At 62.5% G+C, this 15,772-nt stretch carries 22 protein-coding genes; 17 read left to right on the plus strand and 5 right to left on the minus strand.

Features of this window, described 5'->3' with window-relative positions:
- A complete protein-coding gene (locus BM408_RS21135; protein WP_139237391.1) occupies positions 1–384 on the minus strand; it encodes a hypothetical protein in 384 nt (127 codons plus the stop codon).
- 359 nt (positions 385–743) lie between these two features.
- Here BM408_RS21135 and BM408_RS21140 point away from each other — a divergent pair, with 359 nt between their 5' ends.
- Genes BM408_RS21140 through BM408_RS21155 form a run of 4 tightly spaced genes read left to right on the plus strand, consistent with a single transcriptional unit; the run spans position 744 to position 3,622 of the window.
- The gene (locus BM408_RS21140) at positions 744–1,550 is read left to right on the plus strand and encodes an MlaE family ABC transporter permease (RefSeq protein ID WP_092132541.1); all 807 of its coding nucleotides are present in this window, start codon (positions 744–746) and stop codon (positions 1,548–1,550) included.
- 34 nt (positions 1,551–1,584) lie between these two features.
- A complete protein-coding gene (locus tag BM408_RS21145) occupies positions 1,585–2,619 on the plus strand; it encodes an MlaD family protein (RefSeq protein WP_092132542.1) in 1,035 nt (344 codons plus the stop codon).
- Entirely contained in the window at positions 2,616–3,305 is a 690-nt protein-coding gene (locus tag BM408_RS21150; RefSeq protein WP_092132544.1) for a hypothetical protein, read from the plus strand. Before BM408_RS21145 ends, BM408_RS21150 begins: the two co-directional genes overlap by 4 nt.
- An 11-nt stretch (positions 3,306–3,316) precedes the next feature.
- A complete protein-coding gene (locus BM408_RS21155) occupies positions 3,317–3,622 on the plus strand; it encodes a hypothetical protein (RefSeq protein WP_092132546.1) in 306 nt (101 codons plus the stop codon).
- Positions 3,623–3,634: 12 nt separating this feature from the next.
- Here BM408_RS21155 and BM408_RS21160 read toward each other — a convergent pair whose 3' ends face one another.
- The 3 genes from BM408_RS21160 to BM408_RS21170 form a co-directional block, all read right to left on the minus strand.
- Positions 3,635–4,144, minus strand: coding sequence for an SRPBCC family protein (locus BM408_RS21160; protein WP_092132547.1), 510 nt, complete (start codon positions 4,142–4,144; stop codon positions 3,635–3,637).
- The gene (locus BM408_RS21165; protein WP_092132549.1) at positions 4,128–4,529 is read right to left on the minus strand and encodes an ArsR/SmtB family transcription factor; all 402 of its coding nucleotides are present in this window, start codon (positions 4,527–4,529) and stop codon (positions 4,128–4,130) included. Before BM408_RS21165 ends, BM408_RS21160 begins: the two co-directional genes overlap by 17 nt.
- Before the next feature lie 105 nt (positions 4,530–4,634).
- Positions 4,635–4,874 carry a hypothetical protein gene (locus tag BM408_RS21170; RefSeq protein WP_092132550.1) on the minus strand — a complete coding sequence of 80 codons (240 nt, stop codon included), beginning with the start codon at positions 4,872–4,874 and terminating at the stop codon, positions 4,635–4,637.
- Positions 4,875–5,078: 204 nt separating this feature from the next.
- Here BM408_RS21170 and BM408_RS21175 point away from each other — a divergent pair, with 204 nt between their 5' ends.
- A complete protein-coding gene (locus tag BM408_RS21175; RefSeq protein WP_092132552.1) occupies positions 5,079–5,525 on the plus strand; it encodes a nuclear transport factor 2 family protein in 447 nt (148 codons plus the stop codon).
- 23 nt (positions 5,526–5,548) lie between these two features.
- Positions 5,549–5,998 carry a MerR family transcriptional regulator gene (locus BM408_RS21180; RefSeq protein WP_092132553.1) on the plus strand — a complete coding sequence of 150 codons (450 nt, stop codon included), beginning with the start codon at positions 5,549–5,551 and terminating at the stop codon, positions 5,996–5,998.
- Here BM408_RS21180 and BM408_RS21185 read toward each other — a convergent pair.
- Entirely contained in the window at positions 5,995–6,555 is a 561-nt protein-coding gene (locus BM408_RS21185) for a TetR/AcrR family transcriptional regulator (protein ID WP_092132555.1), read from the minus strand. The genes BM408_RS21180 and BM408_RS21185 overlap by 4 nt on opposite strands.
- 140 nt (positions 6,556–6,695) lie before the next feature.
- Here BM408_RS21185 and BM408_RS21190 point away from each other — a divergent pair, with 140 nt between their 5' ends.
- The 11 genes from BM408_RS21190 (at position 6,696) to cysW (ending at position 15,765) form a co-directional block, all read left to right on the plus strand.
- Complete coding sequence (locus BM408_RS21190; protein WP_092132556.1) at positions 6,696–7,163, plus strand: nuclear transport factor 2 family protein; 468 nt, start codon at positions 6,696–6,698, stop codon at positions 7,161–7,163.
- Positions 7,164–7,309: 146 nt separating this feature from the next.
- Positions 7,310–7,831, plus strand: coding sequence for a hypothetical protein (locus BM408_RS21195; protein WP_092132558.1), 522 nt, complete (start codon positions 7,310–7,312; stop codon positions 7,829–7,831).
- The gene (locus BM408_RS21200; RefSeq protein ID WP_092132559.1) at positions 7,828–9,084 is read left to right on the plus strand and encodes an Hsp70 family protein; all 1,257 of its coding nucleotides are present in this window, start codon (positions 7,828–7,830) and stop codon (positions 9,082–9,084) included. Before BM408_RS21195 ends, BM408_RS21200 begins: the two co-directional genes overlap by 4 nt.
- Positions 9,085–9,310: 226 nt before the next feature.
- Entirely contained in the window at positions 9,311–9,646 is a 336-nt protein-coding gene (locus tag BM408_RS21205; protein ID WP_092132561.1) for a helix-turn-helix domain-containing protein, read from the plus strand.
- A 3-nt stretch (positions 9,647–9,649) separates the two neighbouring features.
- Entirely contained in the window at positions 9,650–11,017 is a 1,368-nt protein-coding gene (locus BM408_RS21210; protein ID WP_092132562.1) for a type II toxin-antitoxin system HipA family toxin, read from the plus strand.
- A 46-nt stretch (positions 11,018–11,063) separates the two neighbouring features.
- Positions 11,064–11,522 (plus strand): DUF2721 domain-containing protein, encoded by a 459-nt coding sequence (locus BM408_RS21215; protein WP_092132564.1) that lies wholly within the window; start codon positions 11,064–11,066, stop codon positions 11,520–11,522.
- Positions 11,523–11,664: 142 nt separating this feature from the next.
- On the plus strand, positions 11,665–12,315 hold the full coding sequence (locus BM408_RS21220) for a peroxiredoxin (protein ID WP_092132565.1): 651 nt from the start codon (positions 11,665–11,667) through the stop codon (positions 12,313–12,315).
- 21 nt (positions 12,316–12,336) lie between these two features.
- On the plus strand, positions 12,337–12,936 hold the full coding sequence (locus BM408_RS21225; protein ID WP_092132567.1) for an RBBP9/YdeN family alpha/beta hydrolase: 600 nt from the start codon (positions 12,337–12,339) through the stop codon (positions 12,934–12,936).
- A complete protein-coding gene (locus BM408_RS21230; protein WP_092132569.1) occupies positions 12,933–13,946 on the plus strand; it encodes a sulfate ABC transporter substrate-binding protein in 1,014 nt (337 codons plus the stop codon). Before BM408_RS21225 ends, BM408_RS21230 begins: the two co-directional genes overlap by 4 nt.
- 11 nt (positions 13,947–13,957) lie before the next feature.
- Positions 13,958–14,851, plus strand: coding sequence for a sulfate ABC transporter permease subunit CysT (cysT, locus tag BM408_RS21235; RefSeq protein WP_092132570.1), 894 nt, complete (start codon positions 13,958–13,960; stop codon positions 14,849–14,851).
- Complete coding sequence (cysW, locus tag BM408_RS21240) at positions 14,848–15,765, plus strand: sulfate ABC transporter permease subunit CysW (RefSeq protein ID WP_092132572.1); 918 nt, start codon at positions 14,848–14,850, stop codon at positions 15,763–15,765. Before cysT ends, cysW begins: the two co-directional genes overlap by 4 nt.
- The last annotated feature ends 7 nt before the right edge of the window (positions 15,766–15,772 follow it).

Raw genomic sequence — 15,772 nt, forward strand, 5'->3', positions numbered from 1 at the left:
TCAGTCCTTGACAAAAAGAACCAGCGCCAACTGGAGTTCCTGGCGCAGGGTGTCATTGGGGAGCCCGCGCAGGGAGAGGGTCTGGATGCCCATGGAGGGATAACGGCCCAGCATCTCGGCCAGCCAGTTTTTCAGCGATGCGTAGTCGCCGCTGGCGGTGACATTGAACTGGACTTTGCGGATAAGGCTGGGCGAAGGGTCGGTGACCACAATGGACAGGGATACCATCTGGATTTTCAGGGTCTGGGCATGCCGGCCCATATCGCGCACCACCTCATCGGCACTTGAGGCAAGAGGCAGGGTCTGTGTGAAGTTGCCCGCGGACCGCTTTTTTTCGTCCTGCTGGAGTATTTGCAGGCGGGTGTCCAGGGCCTGCAGTTCCATTCGTTGCCTGGCCGCTTTTCCGGTGGCCGAGTGCAGCAGCAAGCCCGCCGCGCCAGCCATTGCCGCCACTGTCAGGCACGCAGCCAGGACTTGCAGGCGCAGGGGCCACCTTGGCAAAGGAACGCTGATGAGAGACATGGGGGCGGATGGACCGGGTTTTACGGGGAACAGGAAGGCAGAAGGAGGACAGAAAGAGCTCAGGAGAAGGCTCATGGATTCTATGTGACGCATGTTGCTTTCAGTCACCCATTTGCACCGGGGTTGGGCGAGGTGGTTTGCGGCCTCATCCGAATGGAGGAGGTCCCGGCTCCGAAAGGGCGAAAACCTGCGCCGGCAACACGCTTAGGTATCATGGCCCAATGGCTTCAACAGCATCATTCTGGCAAGGCCGTCTCGCGCGGACAGGGCGCGACGCCCAGCACTGGCTGATCGAATGGTGGCGCCTGGTGAACCTGGGCGCGATCATCCTGGTGCTGACGCTTTCGCCTTCCAGCTACAGCCCGCAAAGCCGGGCTGTGCTGTCCCGCCATATCTACATCAACACCGCGCCCATCCTGCTGGGCTTTACCTTGCTGTGCGCGCTGGTCACTGTGGTGCTGACGCGCATCGTGCTGGTCACGGCGCTTAGTTATGGCCTCTCGCAGTACGCGCTGCAGGTGGTGATCCGTGTGCTGGTGCTGGAGCTGATTCCGCTGACGGCGGCGCTTTTTGTGGCGCTGCGCTGCACCATCCCCGACGGCGCCGAGCTCACGGCCATGCAGGCCAGCGGCGAGCTTGACGAGATGCGTGAGCGCGGCATTGAGCCGGTGCGGCGCGAGGTGCTGCCGCGCGTGGTGGCCGGCATGTTTTCGGGCATCACGCTGGCAGCGCTCAGCTGCGTGGTGGCGCTGGTGGTGGCCTACCTTGCGACCTACGGTTTTGCTTTGTCGGGCGTGGCGGCCTACACCCGGCTTTTCGGCCAGGTCTTCAGTCCTTCCGTCACGCTGATCTTTGTGCTGAAAACCCTGTTTTTCTGCCTGGCCGTGTCGCTGATTCCCATGGCCTCGGCCCTTTACGGCATGGGCGAGGCCAGCGTGCGCACCAGCGCCGAGATGCGCGGGCTGGTGCGCATGTTCGCCGTGATTTTGCTGATTGAAGTGGCTTCACTGGTCGGCAATTACTATTGACCCCCTCAAAAAAACAATACCAAAAACAATACCCATGAGCTCACCCCACGATCCCTCACGGCCGGAATCGCCGGAGCACCACCGGCCGGACCCGCTACAGCCGGCGCGCGAGACCGAGTCCTCGCCGGCGGAAATCGCCAGCCTGGAGTTCAAGGCCCGGCTGCTGCTGCTCTTCATGCTGGTGCTGGTGTGCGGCTCGGCGCTGTATGTGATGTATGCGCGCGGCGCGTTTGAGTCCACCCAGCGCCTGGTGCTGATTGCCGACGATTCCGAAGGCGTGGTGGTCGGCATGGACCTGACCTTTTCGGGCTTCCCCATCGGCCGCGTCAAGCGCATCGAGCTGGCCGACGACGGCAAGGCGCGCATTCTGGTTGACGTGGCCGCCAAAGACTCGCACTGGCTGCGCACCACCAGCGTGTTCACCCTGGTGCGGGGCCTCGTGGGCGGTACCAACATCCGCGCCTATACCGGGCTGCTGAACGATCCGCCGTTGCCCGATGGCGCTGAGCGCACCGTGCTGCTGGGCGACGCCGGCGCCGAAGTGCCCAAGGTGATTGCCGCCGCCAAGGACCTGATTGAAAACCTCAACACCCTGACCGGCAGCGGCGGCGCGGTGGGCGCCAGCCTGGCCAATCTGCAAACCCTGACCGAGCGCCTGAACGGCCCGGGCGGCGCGCTCACGGTGCTGCTGGGCAGCGAAGCCGAGGCCAAAAAATTTGCCGCCACGCTGGAGCGCACCAACTCGCTGTTGGCCAAGCTCGATACGCTGGCCGCCAAGACCGATACGCAGGTATTTGGCGACAAAGGCCTGATGCCCGAGACGCGTGCCACTGTCGTGCAACTCAATGCCATGCTGGGCGAGGCCCGCACCAGCCTGAAGAAAGTCGATGCACTGCTGCAAGACGCCCAGGCCGTGACCCGCAACGCCAAGGACGCCACCGACGACCTGGGCGCGCTGCGCGCCGACGTGGAAGCCAGCCTGCGGAAGGTAGAGGGCCTGATCAACGAGATCAGCCGCAAATGGCCTTTTGCCAAAGATGCCCGTGATGCGGAGATGAAGCTGCCATGAAGACATCCCTCATCAAGCTCACTTTGCCGTTCGCGTTAGCCGCTGTGCTGACCGCCTGCGCCAGCGGCCCCCGGCCGCCCGATTGGCAGCTCGAGGCCAAGGGTTCGATGGACCGCTCCGTCGCCGCCTACATGGAGGGCAACAGCCGCGTCGAGATGGCCGAGCTGGAGCGCGCACGCACGCAGCTCACCCGCTCGGGCCGCGCCGACCTGCTGGCCACGGCCGAGCTGCTGCACTGCGCCACCCGCGTGGCCAGCCTGGTGATGGACGAGCCTTGTGCCGGTTTTGACAAACTGCGCCCGGATGCGACTGATGCCCAGCGGGCCTATGCCGATTACCTCAAGGGCCAGGTGTCTCCTTCAGGCATCGCGCTGCTGCCCGAATCCCAACGCGCTGCCGCCGCAGGCAATGCCGGCGCCCTACAAGGCATCACCGACCCGCTGTCGAAACTGGTGGCTGCCGGCGTGATGCTGCAAACCGGCAAGGCCAGTCCGGATGTGATCACGCAGGCGATTGATACTGCATCAGAACAAGGCTGGCGGCGCCCGCTGCTGGCCTGGTTGGGCGTGCAACTGCGCCGTGCAGAGCAGGGCGGCGACACGCAGGCCGCCGACAAGCTGCGTCGCCGCATCGAATTGACGCAGGGCACATCGGCAGCGGCCCGGCCCCCGGTTACCAAGCCCTGAAGGACCGCACTGTGAGCTACCGCTTGAGGCTGTATGCCTATGAAGACGCTTCCGAGGGCGAACTGCAGGCGGCTGAGCAGCGCTTCAGGACCGCGCTGGAAGAAGCGCTGGGCCATGAAAGCCTGGTGCTGCCGGTCTACAAGGCTTATATGAGGCTGGTGGGCATCTACGGCGAATCACCGGCCGAAGACGTGTTGTCGCCCGAGGAACTGGAAATTTTCAGCCAGTGGCAGGCAGCTGAGCTGGCCGCCACCACGGCCGCCTTGGGCCCGCACCGCTACATGGGCGATGCGCAGTACGAGATCCGCCCGGCCTAGGCGCAAGCTCGCTCAGGCCTTCAGATGGCCGGCCAGCTGGTCCAGCGTGCCGCCGTAGCCTTGCTCCAGCGAGGGCTTGAGCTCTTCAAAATACTGGCGTTCTGCCGCGGACTCGCCGAACGGCAGCGCGCGCAATGCCACTGTCGTCACGCCGTCTTTCTCGGTAAACGTCGCCGTGTTTTCAATCTCCAGCGGGCAGACTTCGCTAAAAGGCGCACGCGCGATGCCGCACTGGGCGTTGGCAAATGAATTGAGCCAGACGAGGCGCTCCCCGGCAACGATTTCGCGGTAGTTGAAGCGCCCCCACCACGTGGGCGCGCCCGCGAACTTCATCGCGTAGTGAAAGAAGCCGCCGGGCCTGAACTCGAAGCGAAGGGCCTCGACCGTGCAGCCTTTAGGCCCCCACCATTGTTGAAGCGATGCGGCGTCGCTCCAGGCTTGCCAGACGCGCTCGCGGGGCGCCTTGAAGACGCGGGTGATGAAGAAGGCGGCGTTTGCGCTTGGGTCATTGTTTGCGGACATGTTTCTTTCCTTTCACGGAGGTTGGGATGGAAGGCGCGAGTGCGGTAGGCAAAGGGGGCGGGGTGGTGGACTGCAAAAACGTATCGAGCTTGCCGAAACTTTCTTCCCAGATGTCGCGATACAGCTCCACCCAGTTGGCAACCTGTTTAAGCGGCGCCGCTTCCAGCCGGCACGGCCGGGTCTGCGCTGCGCGGCCTCGGGAGATCAAGCCCGCCCGCTCCAGCACTTTGAGGTGCTTGGAGATGGACGGCTGCGTCATGTTGAAGGGCGCGGCCAGCTCGTTGACTGTGGCCTCGCCGGACGCCAGGCGTGCCACGATGGCGCGGCGTGTCGGGTCGGCCAGGGCGGCGAAGGCCTGATTGAGGGTGTCTGTAGAGGTATTCATTTGCCTATTTGGTTATATAGCCATGTGGCTATATTAAGGCCCCGTCCAACCGCTGTCAACTGCCGTCAAACGGAGGGAAGGGGGCTTAAGGCGAATTAAGGCGAATTAAGGCGAACGGCTCAGCCGGGGCGAGGCCAGCGCCTGGAGCTGGTCGGCAATGGCAATGTCGACCGGCTTGAGCTGCTTGAGCAGTTGCGCTTTTTCCAGCATGGCGCGCAGTTGCTGCAAATCCTTGCTGCTGGTGGTGGCCTTGATCTGGGCCAGCGCTGCGGGGGTGTTGCCGGTTTTCAGCACCGCCAGCATTTTGGTCACCCATTCACTGGTGGCAGGTCGTTTCTGGTTCATACGGCATTGTAGGGTCGTTGGTGGGATGCTATTAAAAAAGGAGCTGCTTACGCCCGTATCCATTGGTCTAAAGGCTAATTTGATGCTCAAACAAGAACGGGTAACCGGGTTTGACAGGGGCTTGACCTTGAGTGCACTCGAGGATTTTTAATCGCGTCAAGCCCTTGCAATGACGCCGGGCCTCACCCATCAAGGAGATTCATCATGAGCACAACTTCCATCCATGCCGACACCACCCACGCCAATCGCCAGCGTCTGCAGAACATCATGGCCGAACTGGACAAAGGCAACGGCAAGCCTTTTGTCGAGGCCATGGCCGACGACTTTTGCTGGACCATCCCGGGCGGCACGCCCTGGTCGCGCACCTACCGCGGCAAGCAGGCCGTCATCAGCGAGTTGCTGCAGCCGCTTTACGCCCAGTTCGCCACACCCTATATCAGCACCACGCGCAGCATCATGGCTGACGGCGACAAGGTGGCTGTCGAGTTCGACGGAAAAGTCACCACCAAAACCGGCAAGGCTTACAACAACCGCTACTGCTATATCTTTCGCATGGAGGGCGGGCAGATGAAGGAGCTGATGGAGTATCTGGACACCGCGTTGGTGATGGCGGCGCTGGAGGCTCCTTCTTCTCCTGCGCTTGCGGCCTGAGCAGCAACTTCATACAGTGACGCATGGCTGAAAGCTTTTTAATCGGGCAACTCGCCGCACGCACCGGGCGCAGCGTGCATACCATCCGCTGGTATGAGGCTCAGGGCCTGATCCCCGGTGTAGCGCGCGACAGCGGCCGTCGCCGTGTCTATGGCGAGCTGCATATCAGCTGGCTGGATTTGATGGACCGCCTGCGGCGCACCGGCATGTCGATTGCGGAGATGCGCGAATACACCGAGCTCGTCAAGCAAGGCAGCGGCACGCTGGGCAAGCGCCAGGCGCTGCTGTCGGCGCACCGTGAGCAGGTCAAGGCCATGATTGGCGAGTGGCAGCAGGCGCTGACGCTGCTCAACACCAAGATTGATTTTTACGACGAGTGGGTGGCTTCGGGAAAGCGCCCGGCGGTCAAGGGAGTGAAGGCCGTATCGCGCACTGGCAGCGCACCTAAGCCGCGCCGGCCCGCAAAGGTTTAGGTTGGCACGTCCAGTGTATCCAGCAGCAGCCGCAGCCCGGCCAATGCGGCTTCGCTGCCTTCCATCTGCGCCTTGACGATGGCGCCATCAACCGCCAGCGCAGCCGCGGCTGCAAGCGCCTGCTGGCGTGCGCCGGCGGGCAGCAAACCGGCGATCACCTGCTGCATGTCTTGCTTGTGGTTTTGCACGATGGCGGCCACGCCGGGCAGGGCGTTGCCCACTTCGGCGATGGCGTTGATGAATGCACAGCCGCGAAACAGCGGGTCGGCAAACCATTCGCCAAGCGCCGGCACCAAAGGCGCCAGGCCACCGCCCGACACCGCACCATGCCGCCCCAGCGCATCGACAAACCAGGCCATCCAGCGTTCATGGCGGTAGTCGAGAAAGGTGCGGATCAGCTCGTCCTTGCTGGCAAAGCAGCGGTAGAAGGTGAGCTTGGCCACGCCCGACTCGGCAATGATGCGGTCTATACCGGTGGCGCGCAGGCCATCGCGGTAGAAAAGATCGTGCGCGGTGAGCAGGATGCGCTCGCGCGGGGAGGGGGCAGGGATGTCCATGGGGCGATTGTAAGGTGATCGGGTAGATTGTAGACAGGTCTGTCTACTTATGCCAGAATTTGAACAGGTAGACAGAACTGTCTACTCTTCGTCACCAACTTCAACCTTCTTCAACATTCACATCGCTCAAAGGACATTCCATGGAAACCCGGCCACCCCTTCCACCTTTCACCCTTGAAACCGCCGCACAAAAAGTCCGTGCCGCCGAAGACGGCTGGAACACGCGTGAGCCGCAGCGCGTGTCCATGGCCTACACCGCGCAAAGCCGCTGGCGTAACCGCGCCGAGTTCGTCACCGGCCGCGAAGAGATCGCCGGCTTGCTGACGCGCAAATGGACGCGAGAGCTTGATTACCGCCTCATCAAGGAGTTGTGGGCCTTTGGCGGCAACCGCATCGCTGTGCGTTTTGCTTATGAATGGCATGACGACGCGGGTAACTGGTTTCGCTCTTACGGCAATGAAAACTGGGAATTTGACGAGAACGGCCTGATGGCCGTGCGCCACGCCAGCATCAATGACCTGCCGATCAAGGCGGCCGACCGTAAATTCCACTGGCCGCTGGGGCGCCGGCCTGACGACCACCCAAGCTTGAGCGACCTGGGGTTGTAAGGGCAGCCTGCAACGGGTTTGGGGGAAGGACTGTAAAATCCACGTCCCCCATGCGCGCCGTGTGGTTTGGTATTGTTTGAAGGCGGCGCGTGACCTGAATATGCCCCCGGCCCCTTGCCGGGGCGCCCCACCCGAGTGATAGCGTTTTGACTGACTCCTGCACCCCGCCGGCCGGCCTGGCCGATGAACCCCTCCACGACACCCAGCCTATCCAAGAGCCGCGCCTTTGGTGTGGCGACGGCTGGACAGCCAAGGTCATCAAAAATGAAGACGACGATGGCTGGGCCGTCGCGATGATCAAGGACGGCGAGCCTGAGCCCGCGCTGGTCGGCCCCTGGACCATGGGCCGCGACAAAAAGAACCCCAAGCCGCTAGACGGCCCCGCCTTCAGCACGCTGGTCAAGACTGCATCGGAATTTGTACGCCGCCACGAGCAGCAACTGCACGCCACGCTGCACCAGAGCATCACCGTGACGGCCAGTTCGGCGCGCGTCACCGTCTCGCTCGACATCGTTCCAGACGAAGACAACCCGCACGGCCTGCTCAGCGCCGCCGATGAAGCCGGCGAGCAGCTCGCGCAGGTGCGCGTGGCGCCGTCCTTCAAGCTCAACCGCGCCAGCGCCGTGGCGTGGGCCGAAAGCGGCTTCGCCAAGCCGGCCGGGCGGTGAGCGCGCCTCGCGCCTGCGGGATCGACTTCGGCACCTCCAACTCCACGGCGGGCTGGAGCCGGCCGGAGCTTCCCGCGCTGCTGCCCCTTGAAGGCGGCAAACCCACGCTGCCTTCGGTAGTCTTCTTTCATGCTGAAGATGAGCATGTGAGCTACGGCCGCGCGGCGCTGGCCGACTATCTGGCCGGCTACGAAGGCCGGCTGATGCGCTCGCTCAAAAGCCTGCTCGGCACGTCCATGATTGACGACCACACTGAAGTTGCCGGCCGCGCGCTACCGTTTCGTGTGCTGCTCGCGCAGTTCATCGGCGAGCTGAAGCACCGCGCAGAAAAAGCCGCCGACCAGCCTTTCACGCAGGCCGTGCTGGGCCGCCCGGTGTTCTTTGTGGATGACGACACTGCGGCCGACAAGAAAGCCGAAAACACCCTGGCCGAGATCGCCCATGCGGTCGGCCTCAAAGACATCGCCTTTCAGTACGAGCCGATCGCGGCGGCGTTTGACTACGAATCGCAGATCCGGCGTGAAGAGCTGGTGCTGGTGGTCGATATTGGCGGCGGTACGTCGGACTTCGCGCTGGTGCGCCTGTCGCCCGAGCGTGCGCGCAAGGCCGAGCGGCGCGACGATATTCTGGCCAGCGGCGGTGTGCACATAGGCGGCACCGACTTCGACAAATACCTGAGCCTGGCCAGCGTGATGCCCACGCTGGGCCTGGGCAGCCGGCTGGTGAGCGGGCTGGAGGTGCCGTCGGCCCAATACTTCAACCTCGCCACCTGGCACACCATCAACCAGGTCTACAGCAAAAAATCGTGGACGCAGATCGCCGACATCCGGCGCAGTGCGGTCGACAAAGACAAGCTGGACCGCCTGCAAAACCTGGTGCGTGAGCGCGCGGGCCATTGGCTGGCGATGCAGGTCGAGGCGGCCAAGATTGCGCTATCTGACGCGCCGGAAACCACCATGGACCTGGGCCGGATCGCGCCGGGCGAAACCTTGACCCTGCACCGGCCCGACTTTGACGCGGCCATCAGCGAGCTGGTCGGCACCGTGGCGCGTACCGTGACAAGGCTGATCAAGGACGCGCTGGTGAATGCGGATGACATCGACACGGTGTTCTTCACCGGCGGCTCCAGCGGCGTGCCTTTGCTGCGCGAGCAGATCTCCGCGATGCTGCCGCAGGCGCGCAGTGTGGAGGGTGACCGCTTTGGCAGTATTGGCGCCGGGCTGGCGCTGGATGCGGTGCGCAAGTTCGGCTAGGGCCTTTTGGGCTCGCAACGTCTCTTGCAAATATGTTGCTAACCGGCCGGCGCCTGCCGGGCCAACGTGAGCCTGGCGTGCTGAAGGTGGCAGGGCAGCTTATATTTCTCAATCAATATTAAACTATCGTAATCTTCACAAAAGATAGTTAAGTATTGATTTTCAGGAATTTAATGAATAGAATACTATCGTCTCTGTAAAAAACGATAGTTATCTATTCTTTGGCATGAAAACACTTTCTGAAATCGCTAGCCGCCTGGAAGAAGAACGCCAGCGCCTGATGCTGGACTACCAGACCCTGGCTGAAAGGACGGGCCTCACGCCCTTGTCGGTGCGTAGCGTTCTGCAGGGCCGCACCGCGCCACGCATCACCACACTGATGGCGATTGCCGACCAGCTTGGGCTGGAGGTGCTGCTGCTGCCCAAGGTGGTGGCGTCCGGGCTGCAAGCGCACACCGTTGAAGAGCCGCCGCCTGCGCTGTCCCGGGTAGACCGCATCGTGGCCGAGACTTCGCAGCTTGCCGGGGCCCACATCAAGAGCACCAAGCCCAAAGGCGCTTAAGCCATGAACGTCCTGGCGCTCGACATCTACATCGGCCCCTTGCGCGCCGGCTTGCTGTTTCAGTACGGCACGGGTAGCACGGCCATCACACGTTTGATTCCTGACGAGGCCTTCTGGTCCAACCCGGCCTCGCCGGTGTTTTCGTGGTCTGCCACGGACGACGACGCCCAGCGCCGCGAGATTTTCTGGCGCAGCTATGTGAACACGCCGTTCTTTAATGCCGAAGGCGGGCGCCTGCCGGCCTTCTTTCAAAACCTGTTGCCCGAAGGGCCGCTGCGCCGCCACCTGGAGCAATTGCGCGGCTGCGGGCCCAACGACCACTTCGACATGCTGGCCGCCTGTGGCACCGATTTGCCGGGTAACGTCTACGCCTATCCGGCGCACCTGGACGCCCAGGCGCTGGCCGGTGTGGTGACCCAACACCACGATGCGCTGGAAATGTCCGTCACCGCAGACCCTTTGCCCGACGCAACATCGCTCTCAGGCGTGCAGCCCAAGCTGGCGCTGGTGCAGCAGCAGGGGCGCTATGTGGCGCGCACGCGTGATGCCAAAGGCACGCACATCATCGCCAAGCTGCCCACGGCTGAATTTGCGCTGCTGCCCGAGGTTGAAGAGTTGTCCCTGCGCCTGGCCCAGGCGGCGGGTGTGACGGTGTGCGAGGCCTGGCTGGCGCCCATGGACGAGATCGTGGCCGAGCAACCCTTTGTGCTGGGCGAGAGCCGGCAGTTCCTGGCCGTCAAGCGCTTTGACCGCGGGCCTGAGGGGCATATTCATTGCGAAGACTTTGCGCAAATCCTGCGCATCCAGCCCGAAGAAAAATACACCCACCCGGCGGCCAGCTACGCCGCCATGGCGCGCACCCTGCGCGAGGGCATGAGCTTGCCGGCCGAGGCAGGCGAGGGCGCGGCCGAAGAGTTGATACGCCGGGTCATGGTCAATGAAATGCTGGGTAATTACGACGCCCACGTGAAGAATTTCGGCGTGCTGTACCGCGATGGACGCACACCTGAGCTGTCTCCCGCCTATGACGTGGTGGCCTACGCGGCCTATCTGGGAGGGCGCGGCCATGCATTGCGCTTTGTGCCCGGCGGAGAAAAGCAGGCCCGGCTCAACGCCCAGACCTTGCGCCGCTTTTGCAATGCCACGGGCATGTTTGAAACGCGTGTGCGCGGCGTGCTCAATGAGGCCGTGGGCAAAGCCTGCGAGTCATGGCCGCAGATGATTGCCGAAAGCGGCCTGCTTGAGCGGCAAAAGCAAAACCTGCTCAAGCACTTTGAGGCCTGTGATGCGGTGGTCAGCTGGCGTGCGCGGCGCGCGGCAGGCGCCAAGCGCAGGGCTTTGAAGTCCGCTCCCGGCAAGGTGTTTGAATGACTGTTTGGATGACAATAGCCAGCTCGTCAACCTTCTGGAGCCCCGCATGAACTTTGCGCCCGACCTTGCCACGGTCACCCACGGCATTCAGCTGGCGGTGGCGCCCGTGTTTTTGCTCACGGCGGTCTCGGGGATGATCGCCGCCGTCGCCGGCCGACTGGCCCGCATCATCGACCGCGCACGCTTTCTGGAAAACCGGCTGGAGGCCGGCGGCGTGGAAGAATCCCGCGCGCACCGCATGTACGCCGAACTGCGCGAGCTGCGCCACCGCGGCTGGCTGGTCAACATCTGCATCGCCTTTCTAACCTTTTGCGCCATGCTCATCGGCACCACCATCATCTTGCTGTTCCTGGGAGAGACCAGCGAGCTTCCCACGCTGCGGATTGCGACCGTCTGCTTCCTGTCGGGGGTTGTGTGCTTCCTGCTGGCCCTGGTGTGTTTTCTGGCGGAGACCTTGCTGGCGACACGCCTGCTCAAGTTCGCCGAGCCTGCCAGGCAGGAGTGAGGAATGGGGGAATGAGGCCGCTTCGATGGCTAAATCGGCTTTTGTTATGTCGAAATACAAATAAATTAAGAGCTATATATTCTTTTGAGTTTTAACGCTTGCTCCCCACAATGCTTTGATCAAGCAATTCAAGGAGCGACAGATGGCTACTCTCAGACTCGGCGACACCGCCCCCGACTTCACCCAGGACTCCACCGCCGGCAAGATTGATTTCCACCAGTGGGCGGGCGATTCATGGGTTGTGCTGTTCTCGCACCCTGCAGATTTCACCCCTGTTTGCACCACCGAACTTGGCAAAACCGCGGCTTTGGGCGGCGAGTTCGCCAAGCGCAACGTCAAACCCATTGCCATCAGCGTCGACCCGCTCGAATCCCACGGCAAATGGGTGAACGACATCAACGAAACGCAGAACACCACGGTGAACTTCCCCATCCTGGCGGATGCGGACCGCAAGGTGGCCAATCTGTACGACATGATTCACCCCAATGCCCTGAGCACCGGCCCCACGGCTACCGTGCGCAGCGTGTTCATCATTGACCCGAAAAAGGTCATCCGCACCACCTTCACCTATCCCGCCAGCACGGGCCGCAACTTTGACGAGATCCTGCGCGTCATCGACTCGCTGCAACTGACCGACGGCTACAAGGTCGCCACGCCGGTGAACTGGAAAGACGGCGACGACGTGATCATCGTGCCGAGCCTGCAGGATCCGGCTGAGCTTGCCCAGCGCTTTCCCAAGGGCTTTAAGGCCATCAAGCCTTATCTGCGCGTGACGCCGCAGCCGAACAAGTAAGCCGAAGCGGGTTCACGCACAGTGCGCTTCATCATCGTCCCCGGCTGGCGCGACTCCGGCCCCGGCCACTGGCAAAGCCTGTGGGCCGAACGCCTGAGCAATGCGGTGCGCGTGCGGCAGGACGACTGGATCACGCCTTCACGCAAGTCCTGGGTGGCAACGCTGTCCAACACCATCCTGCTGCAAAACGAGCCGGTGGTGATCGTGGCGCACAGCCTGGGCTGCATTGCGACGACGCACTTGCCGCCGGAAGCCGCGGAACGTATCCAGGGCGCGTTGCTGGTGGCGCCGGCCGACCCTGAGCGCCGCGCTGTGCTGAGCGATTTCGCCCCCGTGCCTTATCAAAAACTGCCTTACCGCAGCGTGCTGGTGGCCAGCAGCAACGACCCTTACTGTCCGGTGCGCCTGGCCGGCGCTTATGCCCGCGCCTGGGGCAGCGAGTTTGTGCGCCTGCAGGATGCGGGGCACATCAATGTCGAATCGGGCCATGGCGAATGGCCACTGGGCATTGCGCTGTTGCAATCCCTGGCAGGCGACTCATCCCTTTCGGCCAGCCGCCTTGATTTTTCTTCTCCGAGCACCTCTTCATCTTCTTCTTTTGGATCCCTGGAAACGGCATGACTTCTTCAAAACTCAAAATCGCGCTTGCAACTCTGGCTTTGGCAACAAGCGCAGGTTTCCCCGGTGTGACCTCGGCGCAAACCCAAACGCTGCTCAACGGCTCGTATGACGTGGCGCGCGAGTTCTACAAAGACTACAACGCAGCCTTTATCGCCAACTACAAGAAGACCACCGGCAAAGACGTCAAGGTAGACCAGTCGCACGCCGGCTCCAGCGCGGTAGCGCGTTCCGTGGCCGACGGCCTGGACGCCGACGTCGTCACCATGAACACCTCGACCGACGTGGACTTCCTGGCCAACGCCGGTGTGGTCGCCAAGGACTGGACCAAGAAGTTTCCGGACAACGCTTCGCCCACCACCTCCACCATGCTGTTCCTGGTGCGTAACGGCAACCCCAAGGGCATCAAGGACTGGGATGATTTGATCAAGCCAGGCATCCAGGTCATCGTGGTCAACCCCAAGACAGGTGGCAACGGCCGCTACGCCTATCTGGCCGCCTGGGGTTACGCCAAGAAGAAGGGCGGAACCGACGCGCAAGCCGCCGAGTTTGTCGGCAAGCTCTACAAAAACGTGCCGGTGCTGGGCAAAGGCGGGCGCGACGCGACCACCGTGTTCCTGCAACGCAATATCGGCGATGTGCTGATCACCTTTGAATCCGAAGTGCTGTCGGTCAACAAGGAGTTCGGCGAAGGCAAGGTCGACGCGGTTTACCCGTCCATCAGCATCGTGGCCGAAAACCCGGTCGCCGTGGTTGAACGCACCGTGGCCAAGAAGGGCACGGCAGACCTGGCCAAGGCTTACCTGAACTACCTCTACTCTGAAGAAGGCCAGGAAATCGCCGCTCGCCACGCGCTGCGCCCACGTTCGCAAACCGTGCTGAAGAAATACGCCAGCACCTTCAAGCCGCTGCAACTCTTCACGGTGCAAGACGTCTTCGGCAGCCTGGGTGAAGCACAAAAAGTGCACTTCAACGACGGCGGGCAGTTCGACAAGCTGTACACCGTCAAGTAAGCCTTTTCACCATGACTGCCTTGTCTTCTGTGGCGCCGCCATCCGCGGTGGCGCCGGGTATCCCTGCGGGTAGTAAAAGGGCGGCCAAACGGGTGTTGCCCGGTTTCCGCCTCACGCTGGGTTACACCGTGCTGTACCTCAGCCTGATTGTGCTGATCCCGGTCTCAGCGCTGTTTTTCAAAACCTTCACGCTCAGCTGGGACCAGTTCGTTACCGCCGTGACCTCACCGCGTGTGCTGGCGTCTTACCGGCTGACTTTCGGTGCGTCGCTGATTGCAGCGCTGGTGAACCTGGTGTTTGGCCTGCTGCTGGCCTGGGTGCTGGTGCGCTACAAGTTTCCAGGCAAAAAAATTGTCGATGCGCTGGTGGATTTGCCTTTTGCGCTGCCCACCGCCGTGGCCGGCATTTCACTCACAGCCTTGCTGGCCGGCAACGGCTGGATCGGCCAGTACCTGGAGCCCATGGGCATCAAGCTGGCCTTCACGCCTGCGGGCGTCGTGATTGCGCTCATCTTTATCGGCCTGCCGTTTGTGGTGCGCACGGTGCAGCCGGTGCTTGAAGATGCCGAGAAAGAACTCGAAGAAGCCGCCACCTCGCTGGGCGCCACGCGCTTGCAAATCTTCACCAAGGTCATCCTGCCGCATATCACGCCCGCGTTGCTCACCGGTTTTGCCATGGCATTCGCACGTGCAATCGGTGAATACGGCTCGGTCATTTTTATCGCCGGCAACATGCCCATGATTTCTGAAATCACGCCGCTCATCATCATCGGAAAGCTCGAGCAGTACGACTACGCCGGCGCCACCGCCGTGGCGGTGGTCATGCTGCTGGTGTCGTTTGTGCTGCTGCTCGTCATCAACGGCCTGCAAGCCTGGCAGCGCCGCAACGCAGGGGCACCGGCATGAGCGGCCCCTTAAACCAGCCTGTTCGCCGTGTCACAGCCGGCACGACCGAATCACCGTGGGTGCGCTATACGCTCATCACAGTGGCGCTGACCTTTGTCGTGCTGTTCCTGATCCTTCCGCTGGCCGCCGTCTTTACCGAGGCCCTGCGCAAAGGTTTTGGCGCTTACCTCGCCGCGCTGCAGGAGCCCGACGCCTGGTCTGCCATCAAGCTCACCCTGATTGCCGCAGCGATTTCCGTGCCGCTCAATCTGGTCTTTGGCGTGGCCGCCGCCTGGGCGATTGCCAAGTACGAGTTCCGCGGCAAATCGGTGCTGACGACGCTGGTGGATTTGCCATTCTCGGTGTCGCCCGTGGTGGCCGGCCTGATCTACGTGCTGATCTTCGGCGCGCAGGGCTGGTTTGGGCCCTGGCTGCTGGCGCATGACATCAAGATCATTTTTGCCGTGCCCGGCATCGTGCTGGCTACCGTGTTTGTGACTTTCCCGTTTATTGCGCGTGAGCTGATTCCGCTGATGCAGGCGCAAGGCAACGACGAAGAGCAGGCCGCCATCGTGCTGGGCGCGACCGGCTGGCAGACCTTCTGGCATGTCACGCTGCCCAATATCAAGTGGGGCCTGATCTACGGCGTGATCTTGTGCAATGCGCGGGCCATGGGTGAATTTGGCGCGGTCTCGGTGGTCTCCGGCCACATTCGTGGGCAGACCAACACGCTGCCGCTGCACGTCGAGATTTTGTACAACGAATACCAGTCGGTGGCCGCCTTTGCCGTGGCCTCGTTGCTGGCCATCCTGGCGCTGGTCACGCTGGTCATCAAGTCGGTGGCCGAATGGCGCCACGAAGCAGATATGAAAGCCGCGGCTGATTTGCCGCCCGAACGCCCGCAGCCCCAGGCTGCCGTGGCCGCCGCCCGCTAAAGGAACA

The organism is Polaromonas sp. YR568 (assembly GCF_900116715.1).
Classification (GTDB): domain Bacteria; phylum Pseudomonadota; class Gammaproteobacteria; order Burkholderiales; family Burkholderiaceae_C; genus Polaromonas.

Bases quoted from the DNA above. Each gene is read 5' to 3' on its own strand.
- BM408_RS21135 (WP_139237391.1), bottom strand. From the start codon at position 384: ATGGAACTGCAGGCCCTGGACACCCGCCTGCAAATACTCCAGCAGGAC.
- BM408_RS21140 (WP_092132541.1), top strand. From the start codon at position 744: ATGGCTTCAACAGCATCATTCTGGCAAGGCCGTCTCGCGCGGACAGGG.
- BM408_RS21145 (WP_092132542.1), top strand. From the start codon at position 1,585: ATGAGCTCACCCCACGATCCCTCACGGCCGGAATCGCCGGAGCACCAC.
- BM408_RS21150 (WP_092132544.1), top strand. From the start codon at position 2,616: ATGAAGACATCCCTCATCAAGCTCACTTTGCCGTTCGCGTTAGCCGCT.
- BM408_RS21160 (WP_092132547.1), bottom strand. From the start codon at position 4,144: ATGTCCGCAAACAATGACCCAAGCGCAAACGCCGCCTTCTTCATCACC.
- BM408_RS21165 (WP_092132549.1), bottom strand. From the start codon at position 4,529: ATGAATACCTCTACAGACACCCTCAATCAGGCCTTCGCCGCCCTGGCC.
- BM408_RS21170 (WP_092132550.1), bottom strand. From the start codon at position 4,874: ATGAACCAGAAACGACCTGCCACCAGTGAATGGGTGACCAAAATGCTG.
- BM408_RS21175 (WP_092132552.1), top strand. From the start codon at position 5,079: ATGAGCACAACTTCCATCCATGCCGACACCACCCACGCCAATCGCCAG.
- BM408_RS21180 (WP_092132553.1), top strand. From the start codon at position 5,549: ATGGCTGAAAGCTTTTTAATCGGGCAACTCGCCGCACGCACCGGGCGC.
- BM408_RS21185 (WP_092132555.1), bottom strand. From the start codon at position 6,555: ATGGACATCCCTGCCCCCTCCCCGCGCGAGCGCATCCTGCTCACCGCG.
- BM408_RS21190 (WP_092132556.1), top strand. From the start codon at position 6,696: ATGGAAACCCGGCCACCCCTTCCACCTTTCACCCTTGAAACCGCCGCA.
- BM408_RS21205 (WP_092132561.1), top strand. From the start codon at position 9,311: ATGAAAACACTTTCTGAAATCGCTAGCCGCCTGGAAGAAGAACGCCAG.
- BM408_RS21210 (WP_092132562.1), top strand. From the start codon at position 9,650: ATGAACGTCCTGGCGCTCGACATCTACATCGGCCCCTTGCGCGCCGGC.
- BM408_RS21215 (WP_092132564.1), top strand. From the start codon at position 11,064: ATGAACTTTGCGCCCGACCTTGCCACGGTCACCCACGGCATTCAGCTG.
- BM408_RS21220 (WP_092132565.1), top strand. From the start codon at position 11,665: ATGGCTACTCTCAGACTCGGCGACACCGCCCCCGACTTCACCCAGGAC.
- BM408_RS21230 (WP_092132569.1), top strand. From the start codon at position 12,933: ATGACTTCTTCAAAACTCAAAATCGCGCTTGCAACTCTGGCTTTGGCA.
- cysT (WP_092132570.1), top strand. From the start codon at position 13,958: ATGACTGCCTTGTCTTCTGTGGCGCCGCCATCCGCGGTGGCGCCGGGT.
- cysW (WP_092132572.1), top strand. From the start codon at position 14,848: ATGAGCGGCCCCTTAAACCAGCCTGTTCGCCGTGTCACAGCCGGCACG.